Source organism: Pseudokineococcus sp. 1T1Z-3, assembly GCF_037482365.1.
Classification (GTDB): domain Bacteria; phylum Actinomycetota; class Actinomycetes; order Actinomycetales; family Quadrisphaeraceae; genus Pseudokineococcus.
In genome coordinates this window covers 2,342-27,695 of sequence record NZ_JBBHZF010000025.1, presented here as the reverse complement: position 1 = coordinate 27,695, position 25,354 = coordinate 2,342, and the positions used below count along the sequence as shown (strand labels likewise).

27 protein-coding genes are annotated in these 25,354 nt (G+C 77.5%); 19 read left to right on the top strand and 8 right to left on the bottom strand.

The window, feature by feature from the left end; genetic code table 11:
* Window positions 1–50: 50 nt before the first annotated feature.
* Window positions 51–752: a 2-phospho-L-lactate guanylyltransferase gene (gene cofC, locus WDV86_RS10835; RefSeq protein ID WP_339567649.1), complete on the bottom strand. Its 702-nt coding sequence runs from the start codon at window positions 750–752 to the stop codon at window positions 51–53.
* 32 nt (window positions 753–784) lie between these two features.
* Here cofC and WDV86_RS10830 point away from each other — a divergent pair, with 32 nt between their 5' ends.
* Together WDV86_RS10830 and WDV86_RS10825 are read left to right on the top strand one after the other, a co-directional pair.
* The gene (locus tag WDV86_RS10830; protein ID WP_339567648.1) at window positions 785–1,786 is read left to right on the top strand and encodes an NAD(P)H-dependent glycerol-3-phosphate dehydrogenase; all 1,002 of its coding nucleotides are present in this window, start codon (window positions 785–787) and stop codon (window positions 1,784–1,786) included.
* Window positions 1,787–1,791: 5 nt separating this feature from the next.
* On the top strand, window positions 1,792–2,463 hold the full coding sequence (locus WDV86_RS10825) for a pentapeptide repeat-containing protein (RefSeq protein WP_339567647.1): 672 nt from the start codon (window positions 1,792–1,794) through the stop codon (window positions 2,461–2,463).
* Window positions 2,464–2,475: 12 nt separating this feature from the next.
* Here WDV86_RS10825 and WDV86_RS10820 read toward each other — a convergent pair whose 3' ends face one another.
* Window positions 2,476–3,708 carry a trans-sulfuration enzyme family protein gene (locus WDV86_RS10820; protein ID WP_339567646.1) on the bottom strand — a complete coding sequence of 411 codons (1,233 nt, stop codon included), beginning with the start codon at window positions 3,706–3,708 and terminating at the stop codon, window positions 2,476–2,478.
* A gap of 132 nt (window positions 3,709–3,840) precedes the next feature.
* Window positions 3,841–4,620, bottom strand: a complete 780-nt coding sequence (locus WDV86_RS10815) for a DUF2071 domain-containing protein (protein ID WP_339567645.1) — start codon at window positions 4,618–4,620, stop codon at window positions 3,841–3,843.
* Window positions 4,621–4,877: 257 nt separating this feature from the next.
* On the opposite strand from WDV86_RS10815, the gene WDV86_RS10810 reads away from it, so the two are divergent.
* From WDV86_RS10810 to WDV86_RS10795, 4 genes are all read left to right on the top strand, one after another.
* A complete protein-coding gene (locus WDV86_RS10810) occupies window positions 4,878–5,108 on the top strand; it encodes a hypothetical protein (protein ID WP_339567644.1) in 231 nt (76 codons plus the stop codon).
* Window positions 5,109–5,303: 195 nt separating this feature from the next.
* Window positions 5,304–5,651 (top strand): VOC family protein, encoded by a 348-nt coding sequence (locus tag WDV86_RS10805; RefSeq protein ID WP_339567643.1) that lies wholly within the window; start codon window positions 5,304–5,306, stop codon window positions 5,649–5,651.
* A 936-nt stretch (window positions 5,652–6,587) separates the two neighbouring features.
* Window positions 6,588–8,513 (top strand): ABC transporter ATP-binding protein, encoded by a 1,926-nt coding sequence (locus tag WDV86_RS10800; RefSeq protein ID WP_339567642.1) that lies wholly within the window; start codon window positions 6,588–6,590, stop codon window positions 8,511–8,513.
* A gap of 61 nt (window positions 8,514–8,574) precedes the next feature.
* A complete protein-coding gene (locus WDV86_RS10795) occupies window positions 8,575–9,744 on the top strand; it encodes a D-alanine--D-alanine ligase family protein (RefSeq protein ID WP_445263041.1) in 1,170 nt (389 codons plus the stop codon).
* Window positions 9,745–9,759: 15 nt separating this feature from the next.
* Here WDV86_RS10795 and WDV86_RS10790 read toward each other — a convergent pair whose 3' ends face one another.
* Window positions 9,760–10,230, bottom strand: a complete 471-nt coding sequence (locus WDV86_RS10790) for a DUF3515 family protein (RefSeq protein ID WP_339567640.1) — start codon at window positions 10,228–10,230, stop codon at window positions 9,760–9,762.
* On the bottom strand, window positions 10,212–10,442 hold the full coding sequence (locus WDV86_RS10785) for an Lrp/AsnC family transcriptional regulator (RefSeq protein ID WP_339567639.1): 231 nt from the start codon (window positions 10,440–10,442) through the stop codon (window positions 10,212–10,214). The genes WDV86_RS10790 and WDV86_RS10785 overlap by 19 nt, the downstream gene beginning before the upstream one ends.
* A 279-nt stretch (window positions 10,443–10,721) precedes the next feature.
* Between WDV86_RS10785 and WDV86_RS10780 the strand changes: the two genes are divergently transcribed.
* On the top strand, window positions 10,722–11,786 hold the full coding sequence (locus WDV86_RS10780; protein WP_339567638.1) for a thiamine-phosphate kinase: 1,065 nt from the start codon (window positions 10,722–10,724) through the stop codon (window positions 11,784–11,786).
* A 153-nt stretch (window positions 11,787–11,939) separates the two neighbouring features.
* Here WDV86_RS10780 and rpmB read toward each other — a convergent pair whose 3' ends face one another.
* On the bottom strand, window positions 11,940–12,125 hold the full coding sequence (rpmB, locus tag WDV86_RS10775) for a 50S ribosomal protein L28 (RefSeq protein WP_339567637.1): 186 nt from the start codon (window positions 12,123–12,125) through the stop codon (window positions 11,940–11,942).
* A 313-nt stretch (window positions 12,126–12,438) separates the two neighbouring features.
* Here rpmB and recG point away from each other — a divergent pair, with 313 nt between their 5' ends.
* From recG to WDV86_RS10750, 5 genes are read left to right on the top strand one after another with little or no spacing between them, the layout of a single operon-like run.
* Complete coding sequence (recG, locus tag WDV86_RS10770) at window positions 12,439–14,754, top strand: ATP-dependent DNA helicase RecG (protein ID WP_445263040.1); 2,316 nt, start codon at window positions 12,439–12,441, stop codon at window positions 14,752–14,754.
* On the top strand, window positions 14,751–15,488 hold the full coding sequence (locus tag WDV86_RS10765; protein ID WP_339567635.1) for an ABC transporter ATP-binding protein: 738 nt from the start codon (window positions 14,751–14,753) through the stop codon (window positions 15,486–15,488). The genes recG and WDV86_RS10765 overlap by 4 nt, the downstream gene beginning before the upstream one ends.
* On the top strand, window positions 15,485–17,170 hold the full coding sequence (locus tag WDV86_RS10760) for a DUF6297 family protein (RefSeq protein WP_339567634.1): 1,686 nt from the start codon (window positions 15,485–15,487) through the stop codon (window positions 17,168–17,170). The genes WDV86_RS10765 and WDV86_RS10760 overlap by 4 nt, the downstream gene beginning before the upstream one ends.
* Window positions 17,167–17,763 carry a 16S rRNA (guanine(966)-N(2))-methyltransferase RsmD gene (gene rsmD / locus WDV86_RS10755; protein ID WP_339567633.1) on the top strand — a complete coding sequence of 199 codons (597 nt, stop codon included), beginning with the start codon at window positions 17,167–17,169 and terminating at the stop codon, window positions 17,761–17,763. The genes WDV86_RS10760 and rsmD overlap by 4 nt, the downstream gene beginning before the upstream one ends.
* 4 nt (window positions 17,764–17,767) lie before the next feature.
* Window positions 17,768–18,175, top strand: coding sequence for an NUDIX hydrolase (locus WDV86_RS10750; protein WP_339567632.1), 408 nt, complete (start codon window positions 17,768–17,770; stop codon window positions 18,173–18,175).
* Between the two features lie 12 nt (window positions 18,176–18,187).
* On the opposite strand, the gene WDV86_RS10745 is transcribed toward WDV86_RS10750, so the two are convergent.
* Complete coding sequence (locus WDV86_RS10745; RefSeq protein ID WP_339567631.1) at window positions 18,188–18,808, bottom strand: HAD family hydrolase; 621 nt, start codon at window positions 18,806–18,808, stop codon at window positions 18,188–18,190.
* A 147-nt stretch (window positions 18,809–18,955) separates the two neighbouring features.
* Here WDV86_RS10745 and coaD point away from each other — a divergent pair, with 147 nt between their 5' ends.
* The 6 genes from coaD to WDV86_RS10715 all read left to right on the top strand — a co-directional run bounded on the left by coaD (window position 18,956) and on the right by WDV86_RS10715 (window position 22,520).
* Window positions 18,956–19,456, top strand: a complete 501-nt coding sequence (coaD, locus tag WDV86_RS10740; protein ID WP_339567630.1) for a pantetheine-phosphate adenylyltransferase — start codon at window positions 18,956–18,958, stop codon at window positions 19,454–19,456.
* Window positions 19,457–19,764: 308 nt separating this feature from the next.
* On the top strand, window positions 19,765–20,262 hold the full coding sequence (locus tag WDV86_RS10735) for a YceD family protein (protein WP_445263039.1): 498 nt from the start codon (window positions 19,765–19,767) through the stop codon (window positions 20,260–20,262).
* Between the two features lie 3 nt (window positions 20,263–20,265).
* Window positions 20,266–20,469 (top strand): 50S ribosomal protein L32, encoded by a 204-nt coding sequence (gene rpmF, locus WDV86_RS10730; RefSeq protein WP_339567628.1) that lies wholly within the window; start codon window positions 20,266–20,268, stop codon window positions 20,467–20,469.
* Window positions 20,470–20,552: 83 nt separating this feature from the next.
* The gene (rnc, locus tag WDV86_RS10725) at window positions 20,553–21,272 is read left to right on the top strand and encodes a ribonuclease III (RefSeq protein WP_339567627.1); all 720 of its coding nucleotides are present in this window, start codon (window positions 20,553–20,555) and stop codon (window positions 21,270–21,272) included.
* 28 nt (window positions 21,273–21,300) lie between these two features.
* Window positions 21,301–22,203, top strand: a complete 903-nt coding sequence (mutM, locus tag WDV86_RS10720) for a bifunctional DNA-formamidopyrimidine glycosylase/DNA-(apurinic or apyrimidinic site) lyase (RefSeq protein WP_339567626.1) — start codon at window positions 21,301–21,303, stop codon at window positions 22,201–22,203.
* Window positions 22,200–22,520 carry an acylphosphatase gene (locus WDV86_RS10715; RefSeq protein WP_339567625.1) on the top strand — a complete coding sequence of 107 codons (321 nt, stop codon included), beginning with the start codon at window positions 22,200–22,202 and terminating at the stop codon, window positions 22,518–22,520. Before mutM ends, WDV86_RS10715 begins: the two co-directional genes overlap by 4 nt.
* Window positions 22,521–22,580: 60 nt before the next feature.
* On the opposite strand, the gene WDV86_RS10710 is transcribed toward WDV86_RS10715, so the two are convergent.
* Entirely contained in the window at window positions 22,581–23,441 is an 861-nt protein-coding gene (locus WDV86_RS10710) for a hypothetical protein (protein WP_339567624.1), read from the bottom strand.
* A 170-nt stretch (window positions 23,442–23,611) separates the two neighbouring features.
* Between WDV86_RS10710 and WDV86_RS10705 the strand changes: the two genes are divergently transcribed.
* On the top strand, window positions 23,612–25,354 hold a 1,743-nt coding region (locus tag WDV86_RS10705; protein ID WP_339567623.1), incomplete at its 3' end, for a chromosome segregation SMC family protein.

Below are 25,354 nucleotides of genomic sequence, written 5' to 3'. Positions count from 1 at the left end.
GGCACCACCCGGCGAGCCCGGCGCCCCGGCGCCCCGACCTGCTGATCTCGTCAGGCGCCGACACCGAGCAGCGCGCGCGTGCGGCGGCCGAGGCCGAGCCGCCGGGCCGCCTGCAGGTCCGCGGGGGTGTCGACGTCGCGGCGCACGGTGGGGAGGTCAGGCACGGGCGCGAGGCGCCGGGCGCCGAGGGCCTCGTGCCGCTCGGCGGAGCCGGCGCCGTAGGCGGTGCGCAGCCCCTCGGGGCCTGCGGCGGCGAGCAGCGCCGTGCCGGAGCCCTCGGCGTCGGGCAGCAGCGCGGCGCAGGCACCGTCGGCGAGCGCACCCGCGGCCTCGGCGAGCGCCCTGGCGAGCTCGACCGGGTCGAGCGCCGGAAGGTCGGCCAGCAGGACCGCGACGCCCGTGCCCGCCCCGTCGAGCTGCCCCCCGGCGGCGGCGCGGACGCCATCGGCCACCGCGGCGTCCAGCGGCGTGCGGTGCCCGACGGGCGACGAGGGCACGACGACGACGGCTCCCACCCCGTGGGCGCGGCGGCCCACCTCGGCGTCGCCCGTGACGACCACCGCCCGCTCGACGCCGGGCGTGCGCAGCACGGCCTCGAGGCAGTCCATCGCCATCGCGAGGGCGAGCTCGCCGCGGGCGGCGGCCTCCCCGCCCAGGCGGCTCTTCGCCGTCGGGCCGCCCTTGACGGGCAGCACGACGCGCCAGCGGGTGGGAGCGGCGGTCCCGCGACCGGGACCCGGGGCGGCGCTCACGCCGCGATGCTGCCACCGCCGGCGGGACGTCCATGACCCGCGTCGCCGTCCTCGGGACCGGCAGCTGGGGCACGACCTTCGGGCTCGTCCTCGCCGACGCCGGCGCCGACGTCGTGCTGTGGGGGCGGCGCGAGGACGTCTGCGCCGACGTCGCCGCCGGGAGGGGCAATCCGGCGTACCTGCCCGGCGTCGACCTGCCGCCGTCGGTCACCGCGACCACCGACGCCCAGGCCGCTCTTGCCGGGGCCGACATGGTCGCCCTCGCCGTCCCCTCGCAGGTGCTGCGCCCGGTGCTGGCCGACCTCGCCCCGCACCTGCCGGCCGACGTCCCGCTCCTCAGCCTGGCCAAGGGGCTCGAGGCCGGCACCAGCCTGCGGATGAGCGAGGTCGTCGTGCAGGCCGCGCGCGTGGACCCGGGCCGGGTCGCCGTGCTCTCCGGGCCCAACCTCGCCCTGGAGATCGCCGCCCGCCAGCCCACCGCCGCGGTGGTCGCCGCGAGCGACGCCGGTGTCGCCGGGACGGTCGCGACCACCTGTCGCACACCGACCTTCCTGCCCTACACCCACCACGACGTGCTCGGGGTCGAGCTCGGCGGCGTCGTCAAGAACGTCGTCGGCCTCGCCGTCGGCATGGCCGAGGGCATGGGCTACGGCGACAACGCCAAGGCCTCGATCATCACGCGCGGCCTGGCGCAGACCTCACGGCTGGCCGTGGCGCTCGGCGCGGAGGCGGCGACCGTCGCGGGCCTGGCCGGCATGGGGGACCTCGTGGCCACGTGCGCCTCGCCGCTCTCGCGCAACCACCGCACCGGGGTGCAGCTCGGCCGGGGGCTGGACGTCGCCGCCGCGGCGGAGGTGGTGCAGCAGACCGCCGAGGGCGTGCGCTCGGCGCCAGCGGTGCTGGCGCTGGCCCGGGAGGTGGGGGTGGCCATGTCGATCGTCGAGCTCGTCGTCGACGTGGTCGAGGGCCGCACCACCGCCGCGGAGGGCGCGCGCGTCCTGCTGGGGCGCGACGTGCGGCACGAGAGCGCCTGAGCCGCGTGGCGAGGAGTCGTCGGGGCGCGCAGTCCCGGGTCGAGGTCGTCCTGGAAGGGCTGCTCGACCGCGAGGAGCCTCCGGCGCCGGGCGAGAGCCTCGACGGCGTCCGGCTCGCGGGCCTGGACCTGTCCGGGCAGGTCCTGGCGGACGTCCGCCTGATGGACTGCGCCGTCGCCGGCGGGCGCCTCGACGGCGCCGTGCTGCGGGGCGCCCGGCTGGTCTCGTGCCTGCTCGAGGAGGTCGGCGCGACGGCGGTGGACCTGCACGACGCCACGCTGCGCGAGCTCGTGCTCACGCGGTGCCGCTTCGGCGTCCTCGGCCTCGTCGGGGCCTCGCTGGCGCGGGTCCGCCTGTCGGGCAGCCGGGTCGACCACCTCGACCTGCGGGGCGCCGAGCTCTCCGACGTCGTGCTGGAGGACTGCGTGGTCGGCGAGATCGACCTGACGCAGGCGTCGGCGACGGCGGTGCGGCTGGTCGGCGGCCGGGTCGGGCGCCTCGTGCTCAGCGACTCGCGGCTCGACGACCTCGACATCAGCGACGTCGAGGTCGCCGCGGTGACGGGGCCTGGGGACCTGCGGGGCGTCGTCCTCGCGCAGGCGCAGGCGGTCTCCTTCGCCACGGTCCTGGCCCAGCACCTGGGCGCGCGCGTCCTGCCCGGTCTCTCGAGCGGCTGAGGTCGGCGGGCGTCAGGGAAGAGCGGCGAGCGCCTGCGCCAGGTCGTCCCACAGGTCGTCGGCGTCCTCCAGCCCGACCGACAGGCGCAGCAGCCCCGGCGGTGTGGACGCGGGCTCGTTGGCGTGACGCCGCCGGCGCTCGACGAGGGACTCGACGCCGCCCAGGCTCGTCGCCGGCGTCCACAGCCGCAGGGCGGCGACGAAGGCGTCGGCGCGGCGGGCCACCTCGGCGTCGTCGAGCCCCTCTGTCCCCGCGGGCTCGAAGGACAGGACGCTGCCGAAGCCGCGCATCTGCGCGCGGGCGCGCTCGTGGCCGGGGTCGTGCGCGAGCGAGGGGTGGCGGACGCGGCCGACGGCCGGGTGGGCGTCGAGGCGCCGGGCGAGGTCGGCGGCGGTCACGCCGGTCCGCTCGACCCGCAGCGCGAGCGTCCGCAGCCCCCGCAGGGCCAGCCAGGCCTCCATCGGCCCGGCGATGGCGCCGTGGATCCGCCGGTAGGTCGAGAGCCGCTGCAGCAGACCGGCGTCGGAGGTCGCGACGGCGCCGAGGAGGACGTCGGAGTGCCCTGACAGCAGCTTGGTCACCGAGTGGACGACGACGTCGGCGCCCAGGGCCAGCGGCTGCTGCACCAGCGGGGTGGCGAAGGTGCCGTCGACGGCGACGAGCGCCCCGGCCGCGTGGCCAGCGTCGGCGCAGGCGCGGAGGTCGGCGACCTCGAGGAGGGGGTTGGTGGGCGACTCCAGCCACAGCAGGTCGGCGCGGTCGTCGAGGGCGTCCTCGACCGCGCCGGTGTCGGCGACGTCGACGAAGGTCACGTGTGCGCGGCCCTCGGAGGCCAGGCGCTCCAGCAGCTCGACCGTCGTGTTGTACGACGAGCCCGGGGCGACGACGCGCCCGCCGACCGGCACGAGCGACAGGACCGCTGCGACGGCGGCCATGCCCGAGGCGAGGACGAGCGCCCCGCCGTCGGGGCCGGCGCCCTCCAGGTCGGCGAGGACCTCCTCCAGCGGGTCCCACGAGGCGTTGCCGGACCGGGCGTAGGTCCGCGCGCCGGGGGCCGGTGCCCCCGCGCCGACGAAGGTCGAGGACAGGGCGACCGGGTGGTTGACGGGCGCGTCGGGCTCGCGCGCCGGTCGTCCGCCCGCGACGACCCGGGTCGCCGTCGACCAGGGGCTGCCGTCCGCACGCGTCCCGTGGACCGGCCCCGCCGAGGTGTGGTCGGGCGCGTCGCCGTCACGGTCAGCCATGCCCGGAGGCTAGGCCCGACGCCTCGTCCCGACACCACGCGCGTACACCCCACCCGGCGCCGGCGCCTCACGCCGGAGATCGGCCCGGGAGACGCGAGAGCGACGTCGATGTGCTGGAGGGTGGGGACCGGGTCAGGTGGGCATGAGCGAGGGCAGCGCCGTCCAGGTCACGGGGACGCGGCGCATGAGCAGGGCGTCGTCGAGGACCGCGCTGCCGGGCGGGAAGACGGCGGGGTCGTCGTAGAGGCTGGAGCGGACGTCGAGGGGGCGGCAGGCGTCGACGTTCCAGGCGTCGGTGCCCAGGTGCATGCCGTCGTGGGAGGTGCCCCCGGTCGCCGACCACCCGGTGGACCCCGCCTCGAAGAAGGCCGAGGCTGCCGCCAGGTCGGCGAAGAGGGCGCTGCCGTGCAGCTCCGGCACGACCTCGACGTCGGCCGCCAGCGACGTGCCGTCGAAGGCGTCCATGGCGACCCGCACGCGGTCCTCGGACTCCTCGACGTCGAAGCGGGCCCGGCCGTGCGTGCCGGGGAAGAGGCGCCCGCCGGCGAGGGCCACGAGGCGGCTCCCGGTGTGCCGCTGCGGTATCCAGACGCCGGACCGCTCCTCGCCGTCCTCGTCCCACGTCACGGCCATCCGGTGCGCGGCGTTCTCCGCCCGCAGCCCGACGGCCGCGGGCAGGCCGCGCGGGCGAACCGACCCCAGGCGGATGAGGCACACGCCGACGACGGCGGCGCCGTCCACGAGCTGAGGCCGAAAGGGGGCGGGCAGCAACGGCGCCACGACGTCGGGGTCAGCGCGCCAGCTCAGCAGCAAGCGCCGCTCCACCTCGGCGGACAGCTGCACCGCGAGGCGCCGTGCCCTGACGGTCGGGTCCGTGGAGGGCCGCCCGGGTGCGGTGGTCGCGTCGTCCACGCCTGCCTCCGTGCGGGTGGTGGAGCCCGGTGGGTCGGTCTCACCGTAGCGACGCCTTCCTGGCGCTGTCCTCGTTGCTCGCGACGTCGGCCTCCCCGGCTCTCGTCACCCGTCATGGCCCATGCCAGGTACTCGGACGCGAGGCGTCGTCACGCAGCCAACGTCAGGTGGCTGAGCGGCTGCGAGGCACCGCGGACGGCGGCCAGCATGCCGGGGCACCCGCTCGGGCCTGTCGCTGCCCCGTCTGACGCTCGTGCGTGAGGTTCGAGACCGGACGGGTCTGTCGGACGTCGTTGACGCGGGCGCGGCCGCGCGGTGCGCGTACCTGCGGCGTTGCCGGCAGGGGGCTCTGGCTGGGACGGCGGCTGGGTCGTGTTCCGGCCAGCTACGACATCGAGGCCGCCGTCACCGCGGCGGCCGTCTATGACCGCAGCATCGGTCTCGTCGCCGAGATGGAGGTCGTGGTCATGCTTTCGCTCCGTGAGTGACAACAAGCTCCATCTCGCGCAGAGCGCGGGCGTGGAGAAGGGGCGCTGTTCGTCTCTGTCGCCACTCGGTACGGCGGCCTGTCCGCACGTCGATCGGCCACCGGGGCGGCGACCGACGGCGACGCGGAGATCGCGCAGTCGGTGACGAGGGACGTCGACCTCCGCCTGCGCCGTTCTCCGCTCTAGCCTCCGTCGGTGAAGGCACGGCTGGAGCAGCTGGTGATCGACGCACGCGACCCACGCGTCCTGGTGCGCTTCTGGGCGGAGGTCCTTGGTGGCGAGCCCGTCGACCGGGCCCGCGGCTGGTCCCACGTGGCGGTGCCAGGCTCGCTGCGCCTCGCCTTCCAGCCTGACCCGGAGGGCAAGAGCAGCCGGAACCGTCTGCACCTGGATCTCGAGGTGGACGACATCGAGGCCGCGGTCGAGCAGGCGGTCGAGCTGGGAGCTCTCCGGGTCGTCGGCGGCACTGTCACCGGCGAGACCGGGTCCTTCCACGTGATGCAGGACCCCAAGGGCAACGAGTTCTGCTTCGTCCACGACTGATCAGCGCGCTCACACCAGCGTCGATCGCCTGACTGGCGCCTCCGCCCGTCGTGCCGCGGCCGGTCGGCGGTCTCAGGGGGTCGTGAACGGGACGCTGACCGGCCAGTGACCTTCGACGGGCACCGGGTGGCCGGGCCTCTTGCGTCAGCGTGGAGGGACGCCTGGTGCGACGTCGACGAGGAGGTGCCTCCTGTCGCGGGCCGCGGCGACGACCTCTTCGACGCCGGGATGTCTCGGCTCAGCCCTCGTCTCTCTCGTCGAGGATCTCGCCCCGAGCGCGAGCCGCGAGGGCGTCGCCCGCGTCGGCACCGGCTCGCAGGTGGTGCGACGGCTTCGCCGGTGTGATCGAGGTCGAGGAGCAGCACGGCGCGGTCGGGGGTCGCGGCGTGACGGAGGAGCCCCTCGGGCTTCAGTGAGGTCTCTCGTCCGAGGCCTCCCAGCCGGCCTCACGAGAGCCTGCGCGTCGTCCTCAGCCACCACCGGACTGAAGGTCGTCCCTCCGAGACGCCCCCGGTGCGGCTCCGGGGGGCATCCCAGCAAGTCGTCCTCGTGCGGGTACCGGGCCGTCGCCGCAGGCCCGCTCGACTGCGCCGATGACCAGGGAGACGCGGCTGAGCCTCCTGTCCGGCTGTCGGGAGCTGGGTCGAGCTGCGGGCCGGGAACCTCGCGCCCGGTTTGCCCGCGGCGTCCGCCGAGGGGATCGGTCGTGGGACGACAGCGACCGCGGTCGACGTCGACGGCCGGTCGGGCCACCGCAGAAGCACCCCCACCGTCGGCCGGGCTCCTCGTCATTAGGCTGCCCTCACCGCGGGCCGCCGCTCGCGCAGCTGTCGGCGGGCACCGGTACGACGGCTCCCGACGGAGCCGCCTGGGCTCCCGCGGGGCCGGCGGCTCCTGCGCCACCGGCCCACCCCTTGCGACGAGGCGGACACCCCCATGAGCGCCACCACCACGCCCGACGGCCTGGGCCGCCGGGGCAGCAGCACGCCCCCGCTGCGCGCCCTGTGGCGCCACCACCGCGACCACCGACCGAAGTTCCTCCTCGCCGTGGCGACGACCTCGCTCAACACCGCGGCCGACATCGCCCCCGAGCTGCTGCTCGGCGTGGCCATCGACGTCGTCGTCCAGGGCGACGAGTCGATCGTCAGCACGCTGCTCGGTGTCGAGGGGCGTTTCGAGCAGCTGCTCGTGCTGGCCGCCCTCAACGTCGTGGTCTGGGTCGTGGAGTCCCTCACCGACTACGCCGCCTCGCTGCTGTGGCGGGGCCTGGCTCAGACCGTCGAGGACGAGCTGCGCACGCAGGCCTACACCCGGGTGCAGGCGATGGACCTCTCCTGGCACGAGCGCACCCCCACGGGCCAGGTGCTCGCGGTCCTGTCCGACGACGTCAACCAGCTCGAGCGCTTCCTCGACGTCGGCGCCCGGACCGTGCTGCGCACCGTGCTCACCGTCCTGCTCGTCGGCGTCGTCTTCTTCGCCACCAGCTGGCCGGTGGCGGTGCTCGCCTTCCTGCCCGTCCCCCTCATCGTCGTGGGCTCGATCCGCTACCAGCGCCGCCTCGAGCCGCTCTACGACGACGTCCGCGAGAGCGCGGGGGAGGTCTCCGCCGTCGTCGCCGGCAACCTCGGCGGCGTCTCGACCATCCGGGCCTTCACCGCCGAGCGCCGCGAGAGCGCCCGGGTGGCCCGCGCCTCGCGGGGCTACCGGCTGGCCAACGCCCGGGCCATCCGCGCCAGCTCGGCCTTCGTGCCGCTCATCCGCATGGCCATCCTCGCCGGCTTCACGGCGACCCTGCTGCTGGGCGGCTGGTACACGCTGCAGGGCACCCTCGAGGTGGGGCTGTACTCGGTGCTGGTCTTCCTGACGCAGCGGCTGCTGTGGCCCCTGACCGAGGTCGGGCAGACCCTCGACCTCTACCAGCGCGCCATGGCCTCCACCCGCCGCATCTTCGGGCTGCTCGAGCTGGAGCCGCGGGCCGCCGAGGGCGTGGCGTCGCTGCCCGTCCCCGTGCGCGGCGCGCTGGAGCTGCGCGGCGTGCGCTTCGGCTACGAGGACGGCCCGGACGTGCTCGGGGGGCCGGGCGAGACGCTCGACCTCGTCGTGCCCGCCGGGCAGACCCACGCCGTCGTCGGCACGACGGGCGCGGGCAAGTCCTCGTTGCTGCGCCTGGTGCTGCGCTTCGCCGACCCCCGCTCGGGGCAGGTGCTGCTCGACGGCCGCGACGTGCGCGAGCTCACGTGGGACTCCCTCCGCGGGGCCATCGGCTACGTCAGCCAGGACGCCTTCCTCTTCCACGGCACGGTGCGCGAGAACGTCGCCTACGGCCGCCCGGACGCCACCGACGCCCAGGTCGAGGAGGCCGCCCGCGCCGCCGAGGCGCACGACTTCGTCGCCGCGCTGCCGCAGGGGTACGCCACCGTGGTGGGCGAGCGGGGCCAGACCCTCTCCGGCGGGCAGCGCCAGCGCCTCGCCCTGGCGCGGGCGCTGCTGCGCGACCCGGCGCTGCTGGTGCTCGACGAGGCGACCTCCGCGGTCGACACCGAGACCGAGGCCGCGATCCAGCGCTCCCTGGCCCGCGTCGCGGCCACGAGGACGGCGCTCGTGGTGGCCCACCGGCTCTCCACGGTCCGCGACGCAGACAGGATCTGGGTGCTCTCGGCGGGCCGCGTCGCCGAGCACGGCACGCACGATGAGCTGCTGGCGCTCGGCGGGACGTACGCCGGGCTGTGGTCGGTGCAGACCGGCGAGCACGTCGGTGAGCGGGGCGGGCAGGACGTCCAGGAGCCCGGCCGGCCGGACGCCCGCGCGACGCGGGTCGGGGTCCAGGACGACCTCCCCGGCGCCGCGACCGGGCGCCGGTAGCGTCCCGGCGGTGGACGACGAGCTGGCCCCCCGCACCGACGCCGGCGACCACGAGACCCGCGTGCTCGCGGACGAGGGACGTCGTCGCCGCGTCGCCGTCGTCTTCGGAGGGCGCTCCAGCGAGCACGCCATCAGCTGCGTGACCGCAGCGGGCGTCCTGCGGGCGCTGGACCGGCAGGCCTGGGACGTCGTCCCCGTCGGCATCGCCCCGGACGGCCGGTGGGTGCTCGCGGCCGACGACCCGGGCCGCTGGGAGCTGCGCGACGGCGTCCTGCCCGAGGTCGACGGCGACGACGGGCCCGCCGTGCTGGCCCCGCGCTCGCCCGTCGACCAGGGGCTCACGGCGCTGGAGCCCGGCGACGTCCCGCGGGCGCTCGGGGCGGTCGACGTCGTCCTGCCGCTGCTGCACGGGCCCTTCGGGGAGGACGGCACCCTGCAGGGGCTGCTGGAGCTCTCCGACACCCGCTACGTCGGCTCCGGCGTGCTCGCCTCCGCGCTCGCGATGGACAAGCACTACGCCAAGACCGTGCTGGTCGCCGCGGGCATCGCGGTCGCGCCGTGGGTGCTTCTCACCGAGCGGTCCTGGCGCACCGACCGCCACGGCCGCCTCGGCACGGTGCTCGCCATGGCGGCCGAGGCCGGGGCGGACGCCGTCTTCGTCAAGCCCAGCCGCGCAGGCTCCTCCATGGGCGTCACCCGGGTGCTCGTGCGCAGCGACGGGGCCGAGGTCGACGGCGCACGCGAGGCGCTCACCGCGGCGGTCGAGACCGCCCGCCAGCACGACCCGAGGGTGCTGGTCGAGGCCGGCGTGGCCGGGCGCGAGCTGGAGTGCGGCGTCCTCGGCGGGCTCGGCGGCGCCGCCCCGCAGGCCTCGGCGGTGGGCGAGGTCGCCGTCACCGACGGGCGCGACTTCTACGACTTCGAGGCCAAGTACCTCGACGGGGACGCCGTCGCGCTGACCTGCCCGGCCGACGTCGACGACGACGTCGCGGCAGCGGTGCGCGAGGTGGCCCTGTCGGCCTTCGACGCGCTCGGCTGCGAGGGCCTCGCCCGCGTCGACGTCTTCGCGGGCGCGGACGGCAGCGTCGTCGTCAACGAGGTCAACACCATGCCCGGCTTCACGCCGTCGTCGATGTTCCCGCGCCTGTGGGAGGCCTCCGGCCTGACCTACCCCGCGCTCGTCGAGCGGCTGCTGCTGCTGGCGCTCGAGCGGCCGACCGGGCTGCGCTGAGCCTTCCGCAGGCCGTCACAGGCACTCTCGCCGCTGCTCCAACGGCTCGACGAGCGCGGAGAGGGCGGGCAGGACGTCGGCGGCCGACAGCCCCCCCGTCGCGGCGACCTCGGTGGCCGGCACCCGCCCGTAGGTGGTCCAGGGCGGGGAGGCCTCCTCGTCGGCGGCGAGCCAGTCGACGCCGTCGACGGCCAGGCATGCGTCCGTCGTCGGGCCGGGCAGGGCGACGCCGCAGCGTAGGACCACCTCGGCGGAGCCGTCGGGAGCGGCCCAGGCGGCGGTCGACTGCCCTGTCGTGGGCACCGACGGCAGCCCCGCGAGCTCGTCGACCTCGCGCAGGAGCACGAAGACCTGCGCGCAGCCGGGGTCGGTCGCCTGCTCCGCGGCCGGGACCTCCCGGACCGACACCCCGCACCCGCCGAGCAGCACGCCGCCGAGCGCCGCCACGGCCAGGGCGGCCGCGCGGCTCAGCCCACGACGGTGCACGTGACGGTGCGGGTGATGCCCGCGACCCCCTGCACGCGGGCGGAGACCAGGCGTCCCAGCTCGGGCGTCGAGGAGGCCTCGACGCGGGCGATGACGTCGTAGGGACCGGTGACGTCCTCGGCGAGGACGACGCCGGGGATCGCGGCGAGCGACGCGGCGACCTCCGAGGACTTGCCGACCTGGGTCTGGACGAGCACGTACGCCTGCTCCACGAGGCACCTCCTGCTTGCTGCGGTCCGCCGGGGCGGCCGGCCGGTCGTCGGCGCCCTCACGGACCTCCGGGCGCGGCCCCGGGGAGGGGCCGAGGCCGGGCGTCGTCGCACCGGCCCCTGGGGGCGCGTGCGAGGAGGTCGCCGTCTCGGGCGACCGCCGGGACGGGCGCGCGCGACGCTACCGTGACCGCGGCCGTGCTCCCCAACCGGCGCACGAGGCCCCCGGGGAGGCCGGCGCGAGCCCAGCGCGGCCGAGGCCGCCGGTCGAGGAGAGGTGCTGTGCCCGGACGTCACGCCCGTGCGCTCCCGGAGGAGGAGCCCCTCGACGCCCTCGTCGGGGAGGAGGAGCTGCTGGCCGGCATCGTCCCGCAGCTGCCGACGGGGGACCGCACGGACCTCGGTCCCGGTGACGACGCCGCCGTCGTGCGCGCCGACGACGGCCGGGTCGTCGTGACGACGGACGCCCTCGTGGCCGAGCGGCACTTCCGCCCGCGCACGGCCTCGCCCGAGGACGTCGGGTGGCGGGCCGCCGCGCAGAACCTCGCCGACGTCGCCGCGATGGGTGCGGTGCCGACGGCGCTCGTCGTCGCGCTCGTCGTGCCCCGGCGCCCACCGGAGCCGTGGTCGCCGGGGTGGACGAGCGCGCTGGCGCGGGGTCTCGCGGCGGCCTGCGCCGGGCTGCCCGGCGCGCAGGGCTGCGGCGTCGTGGGCGGGGACCTCACGGGCGGCGCCCAGGTCGTCGTCGCCGTCACCGCGCTGGGGGACCTGCGGGGGCTGGCGCCCGTGCGCCGCGACGGCGCCCGGCCCGGCGACGTCGTCGCGCTGGCCGGCACGCTGGGGCGCTCCGCCGCGGGGCTCGCCGTCCTCGAGCGCCGCCCGCGGCCCGGGGCGGCGGCGCACGGGGGGAGCGGGGTCGAGTCGGCCGCCGACGAGGTGGTCGCCGACCTCGTGCGGGCGCACCGGCGTCCGCGGCCGCCGGTCGCCGCGGGCCCGGCCGCCGCCGAGGCGGGGGCGAGCGCCATGCTCGACGTCTCCGACGGGCTCGTGCGTGACGCCGGCCGGCTGGCGCGGGCGAGCGGGGTGGTCCTCGACCTGTCTGCCGAGCGGCTGATGCCCCACCGCGAGCACCTCGCCCGCACCGCCGGGCTCCTCGGCGTCGACGCGTGGCAGCTCGTGCTCGAGGGCGGCGAGGACCACGGGCTCCTCGCGACCTTCCCGCCGGAGGCGGTGCTGCCGGAGGGCTTCACCCCGGTGGGGGTCGTGCGGGAGACGGCCCTGCCCGGTGTCCTGCTCGACGGTGAGGCCTACGGCGGCGCCGGCGGGTGGGACCACTTCGCGTCGTGACCTCCGGCCCAGGAGCCAGGCCCGTCGGGCCCAGGTGCCAGGCGCAGACGTCGGACGTCGGGCCGCTCCGGACGCGCGAGAGGCCGGCACCCGCAGGTGCCGGCCTCGTGCCCGGTGCGCGCCGCCGTCAGACCACGGCGCCGTCAGGTCGCGTCAGCGCGAGACCTTGCCCGCCTTGAGGCAGGAGGTGCAGACGTTGCGGCGCTTGGGCGTGCCGCCCTCGACCACGCGCACCCGCTGGATGTTGGGGATCCAACGACGCTTGGTGCGGCGGTGGGAGTGCGAGATGGAGTGGCCGAAGCCCGGCCCCTTGGCGCAGATGTCGCAGGTGGCAGCCACGGTCGTCTCCTACTGTTCTTGGCTGGTCGCTCGGCCGGTGCGGGTGTCGCGGTGGTCGAGCACTCGTCTCGGGAGGCGCGCCGCGTCCGCCCGGGCGGGCGGCACTCGGCGCGAGCCGGACCAGGGTAGCCGAGGACCCGTCCGGTGCCCAACGCCGCGGTGCCGGCGCTCGTGTCCGCTGTCGACGTCGGGGGGCGGCCCTACTGTGCGCGCCATGGCAGAGGGCTCCTCGGGCGGCGCGTCGCGCCCCCGGGGCCTGCCGGCACCACGCGGCGCGGAGGACTCCGGCGGGATCCTCGCGCAGGTGGGCCGGATGGACGAGCCGCTGGCGCGCTGGGTGGGCCCGCCGACGGCCACGGCGCTCGAGGCGCACCTGGGTCTGGCCACCGTCGGGGACCTGCTGCGCCACTACCCGCGCGAGTACCGCCGCCGTGGCCAGCTCACCGACCTGCGGGGGCTGGAGGTGGACGAGCACGTCACGGTGCTGGCGCGCGTCGTCTCCCTCGGCGCGCGGAAGATGCAGCGCCGTGCGGGCTTCGTCGTCGACGTCGTCGTCACCGACGGGACGACCCGGCTGCGCCTCACCTTCTTCCCGCGCCACACCGGGGGCCTCGCGCGCCTCAAGCGCGACCTCGTGACGGGACGCCCCGGCCTCTTCTCCGGCAAGGTCGGCGCCTACCGCGGCGAGCTGCAGCTCGTGCACCCCGAGTACCACCTCACGGGGGTGCCCGGCGGTCCACCGGGCAGCACGAGCGACGGCGGGGCCGAGGTCCTCGCCGCCGAGGGCACGGCGATGGACTCCTTCCTCACCGACGTGCTCCCGATCTACCCGGCGAGCGCCGGGATGCAGAGCTGGACCGTCGCCAAGGCCGTGCAGACCGTGCTCGCGACGCTGGGCGAGGACGACGTGCCCGAGCCGCTGCCCGACATGGTGCTCGCGCGCCACGGCTTCCCCGGGCTCCTCGACGCCCTGCGCGCGGCCCACCGGCCCGCCGCAGCGGGCGAGCAGGACGCCGCCCTGCGGCGGCTGCGCCACGAGGAGGCCTTCGTCCTGCAGGCCGAGCTGGCCCGGCGCCGGCTCGCGACGGCGGCCCAGCAGGCGGTGCCCCGACGCGCCGTCGCCGACGGCCTGCTGGCCGCCTTCGACGAGCGTCTGCCCTTCTCGCTGACCGAGGGCCAGCGGCGCGTGGGGGAGGACATCGCTGCCGATCTGGCCCGGCCGCAGCCCATGCACCGGCTGCTGCAGGGCGAGGTCGGCTCCGGCAAGACGGTCGTCGCGCTGCGGGCGATGCTCGCCGTCGTCGACGCCGGGGGGCAGGCCGCCCTGCTGGCCCCCACCGAGGTGCTCGCCGTGCAGCACCACCGCTCGCTCACGCGGCTGCTCGGGGAGCTCGCCGAGGCCGGCACGCTCGGCGGCGCCGACGTCGCGACCCGCGTGGCGCTGCTCACCGGCAGCCTCGGGGCGCGCGCCCGGCGGGAGGCGCTGCTGCAGGCCGCGAGCGGCGAGGCCGGCGTCGTCGTCGGCACCCACGCCCTGCTGCAGGACGCCGTCCAGTTCGCCGACCTCGGGCTCGTCGTCGTCGACGAGCAGCACCGCTTCGGCGTCGAGCAGCGGGACGCGCTGCGCGCGAAGGCCTCCGCGGCGCCGCACCTGCTCGTCATGACGGCGACGCCGATCCCCCGGACCATCGCCATGACCTCTTTCGGCGACCTCGAGACGTCCTCGCTGCACGAGCTGCCCGCGGGGCGCTCGCCCATCGCCTCGCACGCGGTCAACGCGCAGAACCCGGCGTGGGTCGCCCGGATGTGGCGGCGCGTGCGCGAGGAGGTCGACGCCGGGCGCCAGGCCTACGTCGTCTGCCCGACGATCGGGGACGAGCAGCCCGCCGGCGTCCGCGGGCACGAGCCGGCACCCGAGGAGGACGCCGAGGACGGCACGCTGCCGGGGACGGGGGCCGGCCGTCGCAGCGGTCGTGGCGGCGGACGAGCCCCCAGCAGGCCTGCGGAGGACCGCGTCCTGGTCTCGACCGCGGCCGTCAGCGAGCTGCTGGCGAGCGAGCCGTCGATGGCCGACGTGCGCCGCGCCGTCCTGCACGGCCGGATGCCGCCGGAGGAGAAGGACGCCGTCATGCGGGCGTTCGCGGCCGGCGAGGTCGACGTCCTCGTCGCCACGACCGTCGTCGAGGTGGGCGTCGACGTCCCCAACGCGACGTGCATGGTGGTGCTGGACGCCGACCGCTTCGGCATCTCCCAGCTGCACCAGCTGCGGGGGCGGGTCGGCCGCGGTCAGCACGCCGGCGTCTGCTTCCTGCTCTCGCCGCTGCCCGAGCACGCCCCGGCGGTCGCGCGGCTCGCGGCGGTGGCCGCCACGACCGACGGCTTCGCCCTCGCCCAGCTCGACCTCGAGGCCCGCGGCGAGGGCGACGTGCTCGGCGCCCGGCAGTCCGGTGGCCGCTCGTCGCTGCGGCTGCTGCGGGTCGTCCGCGACGAGCAGGTCATCGCGGCGGCGCGCGCGGACGCCGCGGAGGTCCTCGCCGCCGACCCCGAGCTGCGGCGCCACCCGGCGCTCGCCGGCGCGGTGACGCAGCTGCTGCGGCCGCAGCACGAGCAGTTCCTGGAGCGGGGGTGAGGCGCGCCGGCCGGCCGGCGGAGCCCCCGAGCGCCGCTCCGGGCACGGCGGCCGACGGCGGGCTGCTGGTCCGAGCCCGTGACCTCCTCGTCGGGTACACGGGCCAGCCGGTCTCGCCGCCCACGACCTTCGCCGTGGTGCCCGGAGCCGCGACGGCGCTCGTCGGGCTGAACGGCGCCGGCAAGACGACGGTGCTCAAGGCCGTGCTCGGCCAGCTCGCGCCCCTCGGCGGCGAGCTCGAGGTGCTCGGCGGTCCCGTCGACGAGCGGTCGGTGGCCTTCCGGCGGGCCGTCGCGAGCGTCCTGGACGTCGACGTCCAGCTCCCCGGGCTCACGGTCCGGGAGCACCTCGACCTCGTCGCGCGCGGCCACGGCGTCCGCGACGCCGACGACGTCGTCGACCAGGCGGTGCTCGACCTCGGGCTCGAGCCCGTCGCCGAGAACCCGGCCACCGCGCTGTCCTCGGGGCAGCGACGGCGGATGCTGCTGGCCGCGGCGCTCGTGCGGCCGCGGCGGCTGCTCGTCCTCGACGAGCCCGAGCAGCGGCTCGACCTGGCCGGGCGCGAGGACGTCGTCGACCGGCTGGTCGAGGAGAAGGAGGCCGGCGTCGGGCTCCTGCTCGCCACGCACGACCCGCTGCTGCTGGCCGAGGTCGCCGACGAGGTGCTGCTCCTGTCCGAGGACGGCGTCCTGCCCGTCACCGCCGCCGAGGCGGCCCGGGAGCTGGGCCGGTGAGCGAGGAGCCGGCGGGCGGGGTCCCCGAGCACCTGCTGCGACCGGTCGTGGACGGCCCGGGCACCTCCGCGCGGCAGCTGCGGGCCGACGCGCGACGAGCCGCTCGGCGGGCGAGCGGCGCGACCCTCGGCCGCCTGCTCTCCGACGTCTACAGCGGCGTCCTCGGCGTCGCGACGTCCCTGCTGCTGCTCGCCGGCGTGCAGGGGCGCCTCGGGGCGCTCGGCGGGGTCGCCGCGCCGGGAGAGCCCCCGGACGGCGTGAGCCTGCCGGTGGAGGTGCTGGTCGTCGCCGCGCTGCTGCTCGTGCTCGGGGGCGTGGTCGGGCTGCTGGCCCGGCTCGGCCCGCTGTCGCTGCCTCCGGCGCAGGCGGTCTGGTGGCTGCCACTGCCGGTCTCGCGCGGGGCGCTGCTGCGGCCCGTCGTCCTGCGGCGGGCGCTCGTGACGGCCGTGCTGGCGGTCGGGGCCAGCGTGCCCGTCCTGCTGCTCCTTCTGCCCGCCGGCGGTGGCGTGGTGACGCCGGTCGTCCTGGTCCTCTCGGTCGCCGGGCTCGCGCTCGTGCTCGTCGCGGTCGCCGGCCTCGTGCAGGCGACGCGCGGGACCGCCTGGCCGCTCGTCGTCCTCGCCGACGCCCTTGTCCTGCTGGCGCCCCTGCTCGTCGCGGCCGCGGCGCTGCCGGGGGTCGTGCCGGTGCTCGCGCCGGTGCTCGGCGGGGGCCCGTCCGCGGCGCTCGTGCTCGTCCCGGTCCTCGCCGCGCTCCTGGCGGCCGTCGCCCTCGCCCTGCTCGGTGTGCGTGCGGGGCGGGTGCCGGCGGTGTCGCTGACGTCGGCGGGCGCGCTCTCGTCCTACGTCACCGGCTCGGGGCTGCTGCTGGACACGCGGGCGCTGGGCCGGGCGCTCTCGGCCCCGCCGCGCACGCGCCGCCGCCGGCGGTCGCGGGTGACGCGTGGCCGGCTCGTCCACGGGCCGGTGCGGGCGTTGCTGCTCGCCGACGTCCTCGCCGTGCTCCGCTCCCGGCGCCGCGTGGTCACCGCGGCGGTGCTGGCGCTCGTGCCGGCGGGCGCCGCCGCGGCCGCGGGCGACGCGAGGGTGCTCGTGCTCGTGGTGCTGCTCGTCGCCGGCTACGGCGCGGCGACCACGCTGGCCGAGCCGGTGCGCGAGCGTGTGCTCGTGCCCACGCTCGACGCCACCTGGCCGCTGACGCCGGGCGCGGCGGCCACGGCGCACCTGCTCGCCCTCGCGATGCTGACGACGACCGCCCTCGCCGTCGCCGCTGGCGCCCTGGCGGTCCTCGCGCCGGGCTCGCTGCCGCTGACGCTGGTCGCGGCGAGCGGGCCGGGGCTGGCCGCCGCGGCGCTGCGCGGGGCCTCCCGTCCCGAGCTCGACCCGGCGTCCGCGGTCGTCACGACGCCGGCCGGCCCGCTGCCGGTGGGCCTGCTCACGAGCCTGACGCGGGGGCCGGACGTCGCCGTCGTCGCCCTGCTGCCGCTGGCCGTCGGTGCCCTGGCGCTGGGGGACGGCCAGCAGCTGCGACCCGTCGCCGAGGGGACGCTCGTCGTGCTCGCGCTGCTCTTGGGCGCGGGGCTCGGCGCCGTGGCGGCGTCGGGGGCGCGCCCGCCGGGACCCGAGGGGGCCGGCGAGGGTGGGCGGCGGCCGCCGCAGCCCGCCGCGGAGGTCACGTCGTGACCCGCCTCGTCGCCGGGGCGGCCGGCGGGCGCACGCTTCTCGTCCCGCGGGGCAGCGCCACCCGCCCGACGTCCGAGCGGGTCCGTGAGGCCCTCTTCAGCCGGCTGGAGCACGAGGGGCTGCTCGACGGCACCCGGGTCCTCGACCTCTACGCCGGCTCGGGGGCGCTGGGGCTGGAGGCCGCGAGCCGGGGGGCGGCGGCCGTCGTGCTCGTCGAGGCCGCGCGCGAGGCGGCGCGCGCCTGCCGCGCCAACGTCGCGAGCACCGGGCTGGCGGGGGTCGAGGTGCGCGAGGCGCCCGTCGAGCGGGTGCTCGCCGCGCCGCCCGGGCCGCCGCTGGACGGCGGGGCGGACCTCGTGCTGCTCGACCCGCCCTACGACGTCGCCGACGACGCGCTCGGTGCGGTGCTGCGTGCGCTCGTCTCGGCGGGATGGTTGGCGCCCGAGGCGGTCGTCGTCGCCGAGCGCTCCTCCCGCTCCCCGGAGCCGGCGTGGCCCGACGGGCTGTCCCGCTACGCCTCTCGGCGCTACGGCGAGACCGTCGTCTGGTTCGCCGAGCTGCTCGACGCGAGCCCTCCCTCCGAGGAGGGCTGAGCGGGTGGAGGACTCCGCCGTCGTCCTGGCCGCCGGTGCCGTCGTCACGGACGACACCGGGCGGGTGCTGCTCGTGCTGCGGGGTCGCGATCCCGAGCGGGGCCGCTGGTCGGTGCCCGCCGGCAAGAGCGAGCCGGGGGAGTCGCTGCGCGAGACCGTCGTGCGCGAGGTGCGCGAGGAGACGGGGCTGGACGTCGAGGTCGGCGCGGAGCTGTGGTCGCTGCGGCTGCCCGCCGGCGACGGGCGCGAGTTCGAGGTGCACGACTTCGCCGCCCACGTCGTGGGTGGCCGGCTGGCGGCCGGGGACGACGCCGCCGACGTCCGCTGGTTCACCCCGGCCGAGCTCGACGGCGTCCCGCTGACGGCGGACCTGCTCGGCTACCTGCGCCGGGCCGGCGTCGTGCCCGGGTGAGCGCCGGCGCCGTCAGCGAGCAGGCCGGCGGACGGGCAGGCCCAGGTCGGCCAGCGCGTCGCGCAGCGCCTCGGCGGTGGTGAAGCCGACGGCGCGCAGGCCCAGGGCCGCGGCGGCCTCGACGTTGGCGGGGGAGTCGTCGACGAAGGCCGTCGCGGCGGGGTCGAGGTCGAAGCGGTCGAGCAGGCGGCGGAAGAGCGCCGGGTCGGGCTTGGTGAGGCCCTCGCGCCCCGAGACGACGACGCCGTCGAAGGTGGACAGGCCGACGACGTCCTCCAGCAGCTCACCCGCCCGCTCGAAGAGCTCGGCCGACCAGTTGGTCAGCGCGATCAGATGCAGGCCGGCGGCGTCCAGCTCCTCGACGACCGCGCGCGTGCCCGGCACCGGGCCGGGCAGGGCGTCCAGGAAGCGGTCGACGTAGGCCTGGCCCACCGCGGCGTGCTGCGGCGGGAGGGCCGCGACGGCCTCGGCGCAGGGCACGCCCGCGTCGAGCGTGCGGTTCCAGGCGAGGAAGTCGACGTCCGCGTGGAAGGTCTCGACGTCGGTGGGGTCGAGGTGGGCCCAGGCGCGCTCGGGCTCCCAGCGCACGAGCACCCGGCCCAGGTCGAGGACGACGGTGGTCACGCCCGGCACGTGGGCACGGTAGCGAGGAGGACGAGCCGGGGTCCGGGGACGCCCTGCCGTCCTTCGCGGCCCAGGGCACCCGGCTGCGCGTCCCCGGTGGGCGGTCGGGGCGGCGAGCGACCGGTCGGTGCCGGTGCCGACCGGCACACTCGGCCCATGACCACGGCGGCGTGCCCCGGCTCCTTCGACCCGGTGACGCACGGGCACCTCGACGTCGTCGCGCGCACCGCGGCGCTCTTCGACGACGTCGTCGTGCTCGTCGTCCACAACCCGGGCAAGGCGGGGCTGCTGACGCCCGAGCACCGCGTCGCGCTGCTGGAGGAGGTGCTCCCGGACGCGCTCGGCGAGGCCGCCGGCCGGGTCCGCGTCGAGCCGGTGCCCGGGGGGCTGCTCGTCGACGCCTGCCGACGGGTGGGGGCCGCGTGCGTCGTCAAGGGCGTGCGTGGGGGCGCCGACGTCGACGCCGAGACGCCCATGGCGCTCATGAACCGGCACCTGTCGGGCCTGGAGACGCTCCTGCTGCCGGGCGACCCGCGCTGGCAGCACGTGGCGTCCTCCCTCGTGCGCGAGGTCGCGCGTCTCGGCGGCGACGTGGCCGACCTCGTGCCCGCACCCGTCGCCGCCGCGCTGCGCGAGGCGTCGGAGCGGTCGGCGTGAGCGGCAGGGGCCGGCGCCCGTCGTCCCCGGCAGGCCGCGCGAGAGGTCGCCCCGCGGCCGGACGGCGCGTCCTCACGCCTGCGGTAGCCTTGCCGGTCGGTCCGCACGCACCCGCGGCAGGCCGAGGACGACCAGGGCCCCCGCGCCCGCCGCACCCCCGCCCGAGCCCCGCGCACGTCGTGGACCGGGCGAGACCGCACCACCTCGACGCCTCCTGGGTGTCGCGGAGGAGGACCGCCGTGACCACGCTGGACCACCGCTCCCCGCTCGTGCTCGACACGCGGGAGCTCGGCCGCCGTCCGGGGTCCATGCGGACCGTGCGACGCAGCGTGGAGGCACCGGCCGACCTCGGCACCGCGGTGGTGGGCGTGGCCGAGGGCAGCCCGCTCGAGCTCGACCTGCGGCTCGAGTCGGTGATGGAGGGCGTGCTCGTGTCGGGGACGGCGCGGGGCACCTCCACCGGTGAGTGCGTGCGGTGCCTGGACCCGCTCGAGCGTGAGCTCGTGGTGGACCTCCAGGAGCTGTACACCTACCCGGGCCGGGCGCCGGAGGACGACCCCGACGGCACCCAGGACGACCTGCACGAGCTGGACGGCGACCACCTCGACGTCGAGCCCGTGCTCCGGGACGCGGTGGTGCTCGCGCTGCCGTTCCAGCCGGTGTGCTCGCCGGACTGCCCGGGACTGTGCGCCGACTGCGGCGTCCGCCTCGCGGACGCCGGGCCCGGCCACCAGCACGACAGCGTCGACCCGCGATGGGCGGCGCTCCAGGCGTTGGCCTCCGACCGGGGCCAGGAGGAGGACTGACACATGGCCGTCCCGAAGCGGAAGATGTCCCGCAGCAACACCCGCCACCGCCGCTCGCAGTGGAAGGCGGAGGCGACCCCGCTCGTCGCGACCGTCGAGAACGGGCGCACCACCTACGCCCGCGGCCACCACGCCCGCGTCGTCACGGACTCCCAGGGCACGCCCCTGTACCTGGAGTACAAGGGCCGCAAGGTCAAGGACCTCTGAGCGGCGACGCCCCGAGCCCCGCGGGCGGCGGCACCGAGGTCACCCCGGTCGACCCCGGTGCGGCCGCCGCGCTGGCAGAGCTCGTGCCCCGCGCGCCGGAGCTCACGGCCCGGCTCGGCCTCAACGTCGAGCCGGGCCTGCTGCTGCGTGCGCTCGTGCACCGTTCCTGGTCCTACGAGCACGACGGCGCGCCGACCAACGAGCGCCTGGAGTTCCTCGGGGACTCGGTGCTCGGGCTCGTCGTCACCGACGCGCTCTACCGGCGCCACCCCGACCTGCCCGAGGGGCAGCTGGCCAAGCTGCGCGCGTCCGTCGTCAGCTCCCGGGCGCTGTCCGGCGTCGGCCGCGGCCTGGGCCTGGGCGAGCACGTGCTGCTCGGCCGGGGCGAGGAGGCGACGGGCGGGCGCGACAAGACGTCGATCCTCGCCGACACGGTGGAGGCCGTCATCGGCGCGGTCTACCTCTCCTGCGGCCTCGACGACGCCCGTGCGCTGGTGCACCGGCTCGTCGACCCGCTGCTCGCCTCCTCGGCGGTGCTCGGCGCGGGCCTGGACTGGAAGACGAGCCTGCAGGAGCTGGGGGCCAGCAGCGGCCTGGGTGCGCCGGTCTACCGCGTCGTCGGCGAGGGTCCCGACCACGCGCGCACCTTCACCGCGGTCGTGCTCCTCGCCGACGTCGAGCGGGGCGAGGGCACGGGGCGCAGCAAGAAGGAGGCCGAGCAGCACGCGGCCGAGGCGGCGTGGCGGGCCATGGGCGGGACGGGCGAGGACTCCCTCGCCCGCGCCGCCGGCGTGGCCGGCTGAGCCGGCCGGCAGGGGCGAGGGAGGAGCCGTGCCCGAGCTCCCCGAGGTGGAGGTGGTCCGTCGTGGCCTCGACGCCCACGTGGTCGGGCGCACGATCACCGACGTCGCCGTCCTGCACACCCGGCCCGTGCGCCGTCACCTCGCCGGACCGCTGGACTTCGTCGGGCGGCTCGCCGGGGCCCGCGTGGACGCCGCCGTCCGCCGCGGCAAGTACCTCTGGCTGCAGCTGGGCACGGGCGACGCGCTGTCGGCGCACCTGGGGATGAGCGGGCAGATGCTCGTGCAGCGACCCGAGGCGCCCGCCGAGCGGCACCTGCGCGTGCGGATGGACCTCGACGACGGCGCCCAGCTGCGCTTCGTCGACCAGCGCATGTTCGGCGGCCTCCTCGTCGCGGGGCTCGTGCCGACCCCGGACGGCCTGCCGGCGGGGACGTCGGCGGCGGGGGAGTCCGACCCGCTGCTGCCGCCGGAGGTCGCGCACGTCGCCCGCGACCCGCTGGACCCGCACCTCGACGTCGAGGCCTTCGTCGAGCGGGTGCGGCGCCGTCGCACGGGGGTCAAGCGGGCGCTGCTGGACCAGACGCTGCTGTCCGGCGTCGGCAACATCTACGCCGACGAGGCGCTGTGGCGCTCACGCCTGCACCACGCGCGGCCGACGGAGACGCTGACCCGCCCGGCGGTGCGGCGGCTGCTCGACGACGTCGCCGACGTGATGCGTGCGGCGCTGGCGCAGGGCGGCACGAGCTTCGACCGGCTGTACGTCAACGTCAACGGCGCGAGCGGGTACTTCGACCGCTCGCTCGCCGTCTACGGCCAGGAGGGCGAGCCGTGCCCGCGGTGCGGCGCGCCCGTGACGAGGGAGGCCTTCATGAACCGCAGCTCCTACCGCTGCCCCCGGTGCCAGCCCGTCCCGCGACGGGCGCGCTGGTGAGCGCCGGGTCGGCCGGCGGCGAGCACGTCGTCCGGCTGCTGGCGCACGTGCGCGGGCACGTGCAGGGGGTCGGGTTCCGGTGGTGGGCTCGTGCGCGCGCCCTCGAGCTGGACCTGGTCGGCGTCGCGCGCAACCTGCCCGACGGCCGGGTCGAGGTGGGCGCGCAGGGCTCGCGCGCCGCGTGCGAGCAGCTGCTGGCGATGCTGGAGGCGCCCGACGGCGACGAGGCGACCCGGCGTCGTCCCGGCTCGGTGACCGGCGTCGGCGTGCAGTGGCTGGAGCCGCGCGGCGACGTCGAGGGCTTCGTCGAGGCCTGAGCCGCCCCGCCGCGTCCTCCACCCCGCGAGGTGACGTGCGGACGAGCGGGGCGGTGCCGCTCAGCCGACGAGCGCGGGAGCGGTCGACGTGCCGGTCGCCGGTTCCGGCGGCGCGGCCCAGGCGTCGCGGCGGCTGACGACCGGCACCGCGAGCAGGTGGAGCACCTCGGTGCCCTCGACCACGGCGAGGTGGACGCGTGGAGCGGTCCGGGTCCCGAGGAAGGGGCTGTCGTCCCCGCGGAGCTCCAGGACGACGTAGCCGCTGGCGCTGCCGGCGACGCCGACGAGCGCCGTGCCGCCTGCGGGGTCCTCGCCTGCCGCCGCGAGGACGGCCGTCGCGACGGCCGGGGCGACGGCGTACCGCTCGTCGCCCACCCCGCGCGTCGGCCCGCCGAGGTCGCTGCGGTCGGCCGCCGGCTCGACGAGGGCCGTCGGCGCGGGCCACCTCCCGGGCGAGGAGTCCGCGTCGACGCCGGGGTCGGTGCCCGGGCCGGCGCCGTCACGCCGCTCGTCGCCGACGGCGAGGCGCACGTCGACCTCGGTGCGCTCGTCGACGGCGACCAGCACGACCACCTGCCGGCCCCCCAGGCCCTGGGCCCGGGACCAGCTGACGACGAGGCGGGACGCCGTCGGCGCGCCCACGTCGGGCGTGTGCACGGCGAAGCCGTCGGGGCGGGGGACGTCGGTCACCGCCGGCCGCCCGACCGAGGCCGGGGCCGCGGCCGGGTCCCCGGCGCGCTGGCCGACCGCGAAGCCACCCACCAGCAGGAGCAGGCCGGCGAGGCCGGCCAGCGCCTGCCGACGTCGCCCACCGCCGGCGACGGAGCCCGCTGCACCCGGCGTCTCGTCGTCGAGGTCCGCCGGTCCCGGCCGTGCCGGGTCGGGCCCGCCCGCGGCGCGCCCGACGGCGTCACGGCTCACCGGCCCCCCATCGACCCATGGTGCGCCTGCCCCGCCGGGCCGACCACTCGCCCGGCACGCCGTCGTCGTCGTGCCGGGGCGAGGTGAGGGGGCACGGCTACGCTCGCGGCCACCTGCGCCGGGAGGCCCTCGCGACGACCTGACCTGCGCCACCGGACCGGAGAGGCGACGTGCACCTCAAGACGCTCACGATGAAGGGCTTCAAGTCCTTCGCGTCCACGACGACGCTGCGTCTGGAGCCGGGCATCACCTGCGTCGTGGGGCCGAACGGGTCCGGCAAGTCCAACGTCGTCGACGCCCTCGCCTGGGTCATGGGCGAGCAGGGCGCCAAGACGCTGCGCGGCGGGTCGATGCAGGACGTCATCTTCGCCGGCACGGCTGGTCGCGACGGCGCCCCGGGGCGCCCGCCCCTGGGGCGCGCCGAGGTCTCCCTCACCATCGACAACACCGACGGCGCGCTGCCGCTGGACTTCACCGAGGTCACCGTCTCGCGGACGATGTTCCGCACCGGCGGCAGCGAGTACTCCGTCAACGGCGCTCCCGCGCGCCTCCTCGACGTCCAGGAGCTGCTCTCCGACAGCGGGATCGGGCGCGAGATGCACGTCATCGTCGGGCAGGGACAGCTCGACCAGGTGCTGCGCGCCACGCCCGAGGACCGGCGCGGCTTCGTCGAGGAGGCCGCCGGCGTCCTCAAGCACCGCCGCCGCAAGGAGCGCGCCCTGCGGCGCCTGGAGTCGATGGCCGCCAACCTCGCCCGGCTGCAGGACCTCACGGCCGAGGTGCGCCGCCAGCTCGGCCCGCTCGGCCGGCAGGCGAAGGTGGCCCGCCGGGCCCAGCTCGTGCAGGCGGAGGTGCGCGACGCCCGGGCCCGGCTGCTCGCCGACGACCTCGCCCAGCTCCGCGCCGTCCTCGCGCAGGACGCCGTCGACGACTCCGCCCTGCGCGCCCGCCGCGCCGAGGTGGAGGAAGGCCTGGCCGCGGCGCGCGAGGAGGTCACCGCCGTCGAGACCGCCGAGCGGGAGGCCGCCCCTGGGCTCGTCGCCGCCGAGGAGGCCACGCACCGCCTCGCCCGGGTGCGGGAGCGGCTGCGGGGCACCGCCGAGCTCGCGGCCGAGCGCAGCCGGCTGCTGGGCACGCAGGAGGACGGGCCCTCGGGACCGGACCCGGCCGAGCTCGGCGCGCAGGCGGAGCGGCTGCGCGCCGAGGCCGCCGCCCTGGAGCAGGACGTCGCGACCGCGCGGGCGGCGCTCACGACCGCCGAGTCCGGGCGCGTCGACGTCGAGCAGGCGCTCGCCGAGGCCGAGCGTCAGGTCGCCGCGCTGGCCCGCGCCGCCGCGGACCGCCGTGAGGGCCTCGCCCGGCTCACCGGCTCCGTCGGGGCCCGCCGCAGCCGCCTGGAGGCGGGGGAGGCCGAGGTCGGCCGGCTGGAGGGCGCCATCGACGGGGCCCGTGCCCGCCGCCGCGACGCCGAGCGGGAGCGGGCGCTGCTGGAGTCGCAGGTCGCCGACGTCGAGGAGGGCGAGGAGGGCCTCGACGACGCGCACGAGCGCGCCGCGGCCGCCCTGGCGAGCGCGGGCGAGGACGTCGAGCGCGCCCGCGAGCAGGAGCGGGCCGCGGAGCGCGACCGCGGCAGCGCGCAGGCCCGGCTGGAGGCCCTGGAGCTGGGGCTCGCCCGCCGCGACGGCTCCGGCGCGCTGCTGGCGGCCGGTGACCGCCTGCCCGGCGTGCTCGGGCCGGTGACCGAGCTGGTCGACGTCGAGCCGGGCTACGAGGACGCCGTCGCCGCCGCCCTGCGCGGCGTCGCCGACGGGGTGGCGGTCGAGAGCCTCGCCGTCGCCGTCGACGCCCTGCGGCTCCTGCGCGGCGACGACGCGGGCACCGCGTCGCTGCTCGTCGCCGGTGGGCGTCCCGGT

What these genes read in the sequence shown, in the direction of transcription:
- WDV86_RS10830 (WP_339567648.1), top strand. Translation starts at nt 785, where the DNA reads ATGACCCGCGTCGCCGTCCTCGGGACCGGCAGCTGGGGCACGACCTTC.
- WDV86_RS10820 (WP_339567646.1), bottom strand. Translation starts at nt 3,708, where the DNA reads ATGGCTGACCGTGACGGCGACGCGCCCGACCACACCTCGGCGGGGCCG.
- WDV86_RS10800 (WP_339567642.1), top strand. Translation starts at nt 6,588, where the DNA reads ATGAGCGCCACCACCACGCCCGACGGCCTGGGCCGCCGGGGCAGCAGC.
- recG (WP_445263040.1), top strand. Translation starts at nt 12,439, where the DNA reads ATGGACGAGCCGCTGGCGCGCTGGGTGGGCCCGCCGACGGCCACGGCG.
- coaD (WP_339567630.1), top strand. Translation starts at nt 18,956, where the DNA reads ATGACCACGGCGGCGTGCCCCGGCTCCTTCGACCCGGTGACGCACGGG.
- WDV86_RS10735 (WP_445263039.1), top strand. Translation starts at nt 19,765, where the DNA reads ATGCGGACCGTGCGACGCAGCGTGGAGGCACCGGCCGACCTCGGCACC.
- rpmF (WP_339567628.1), top strand. Translation starts at nt 20,266, where the DNA reads ATGGCCGTCCCGAAGCGGAAGATGTCCCGCAGCAACACCCGCCACCGC.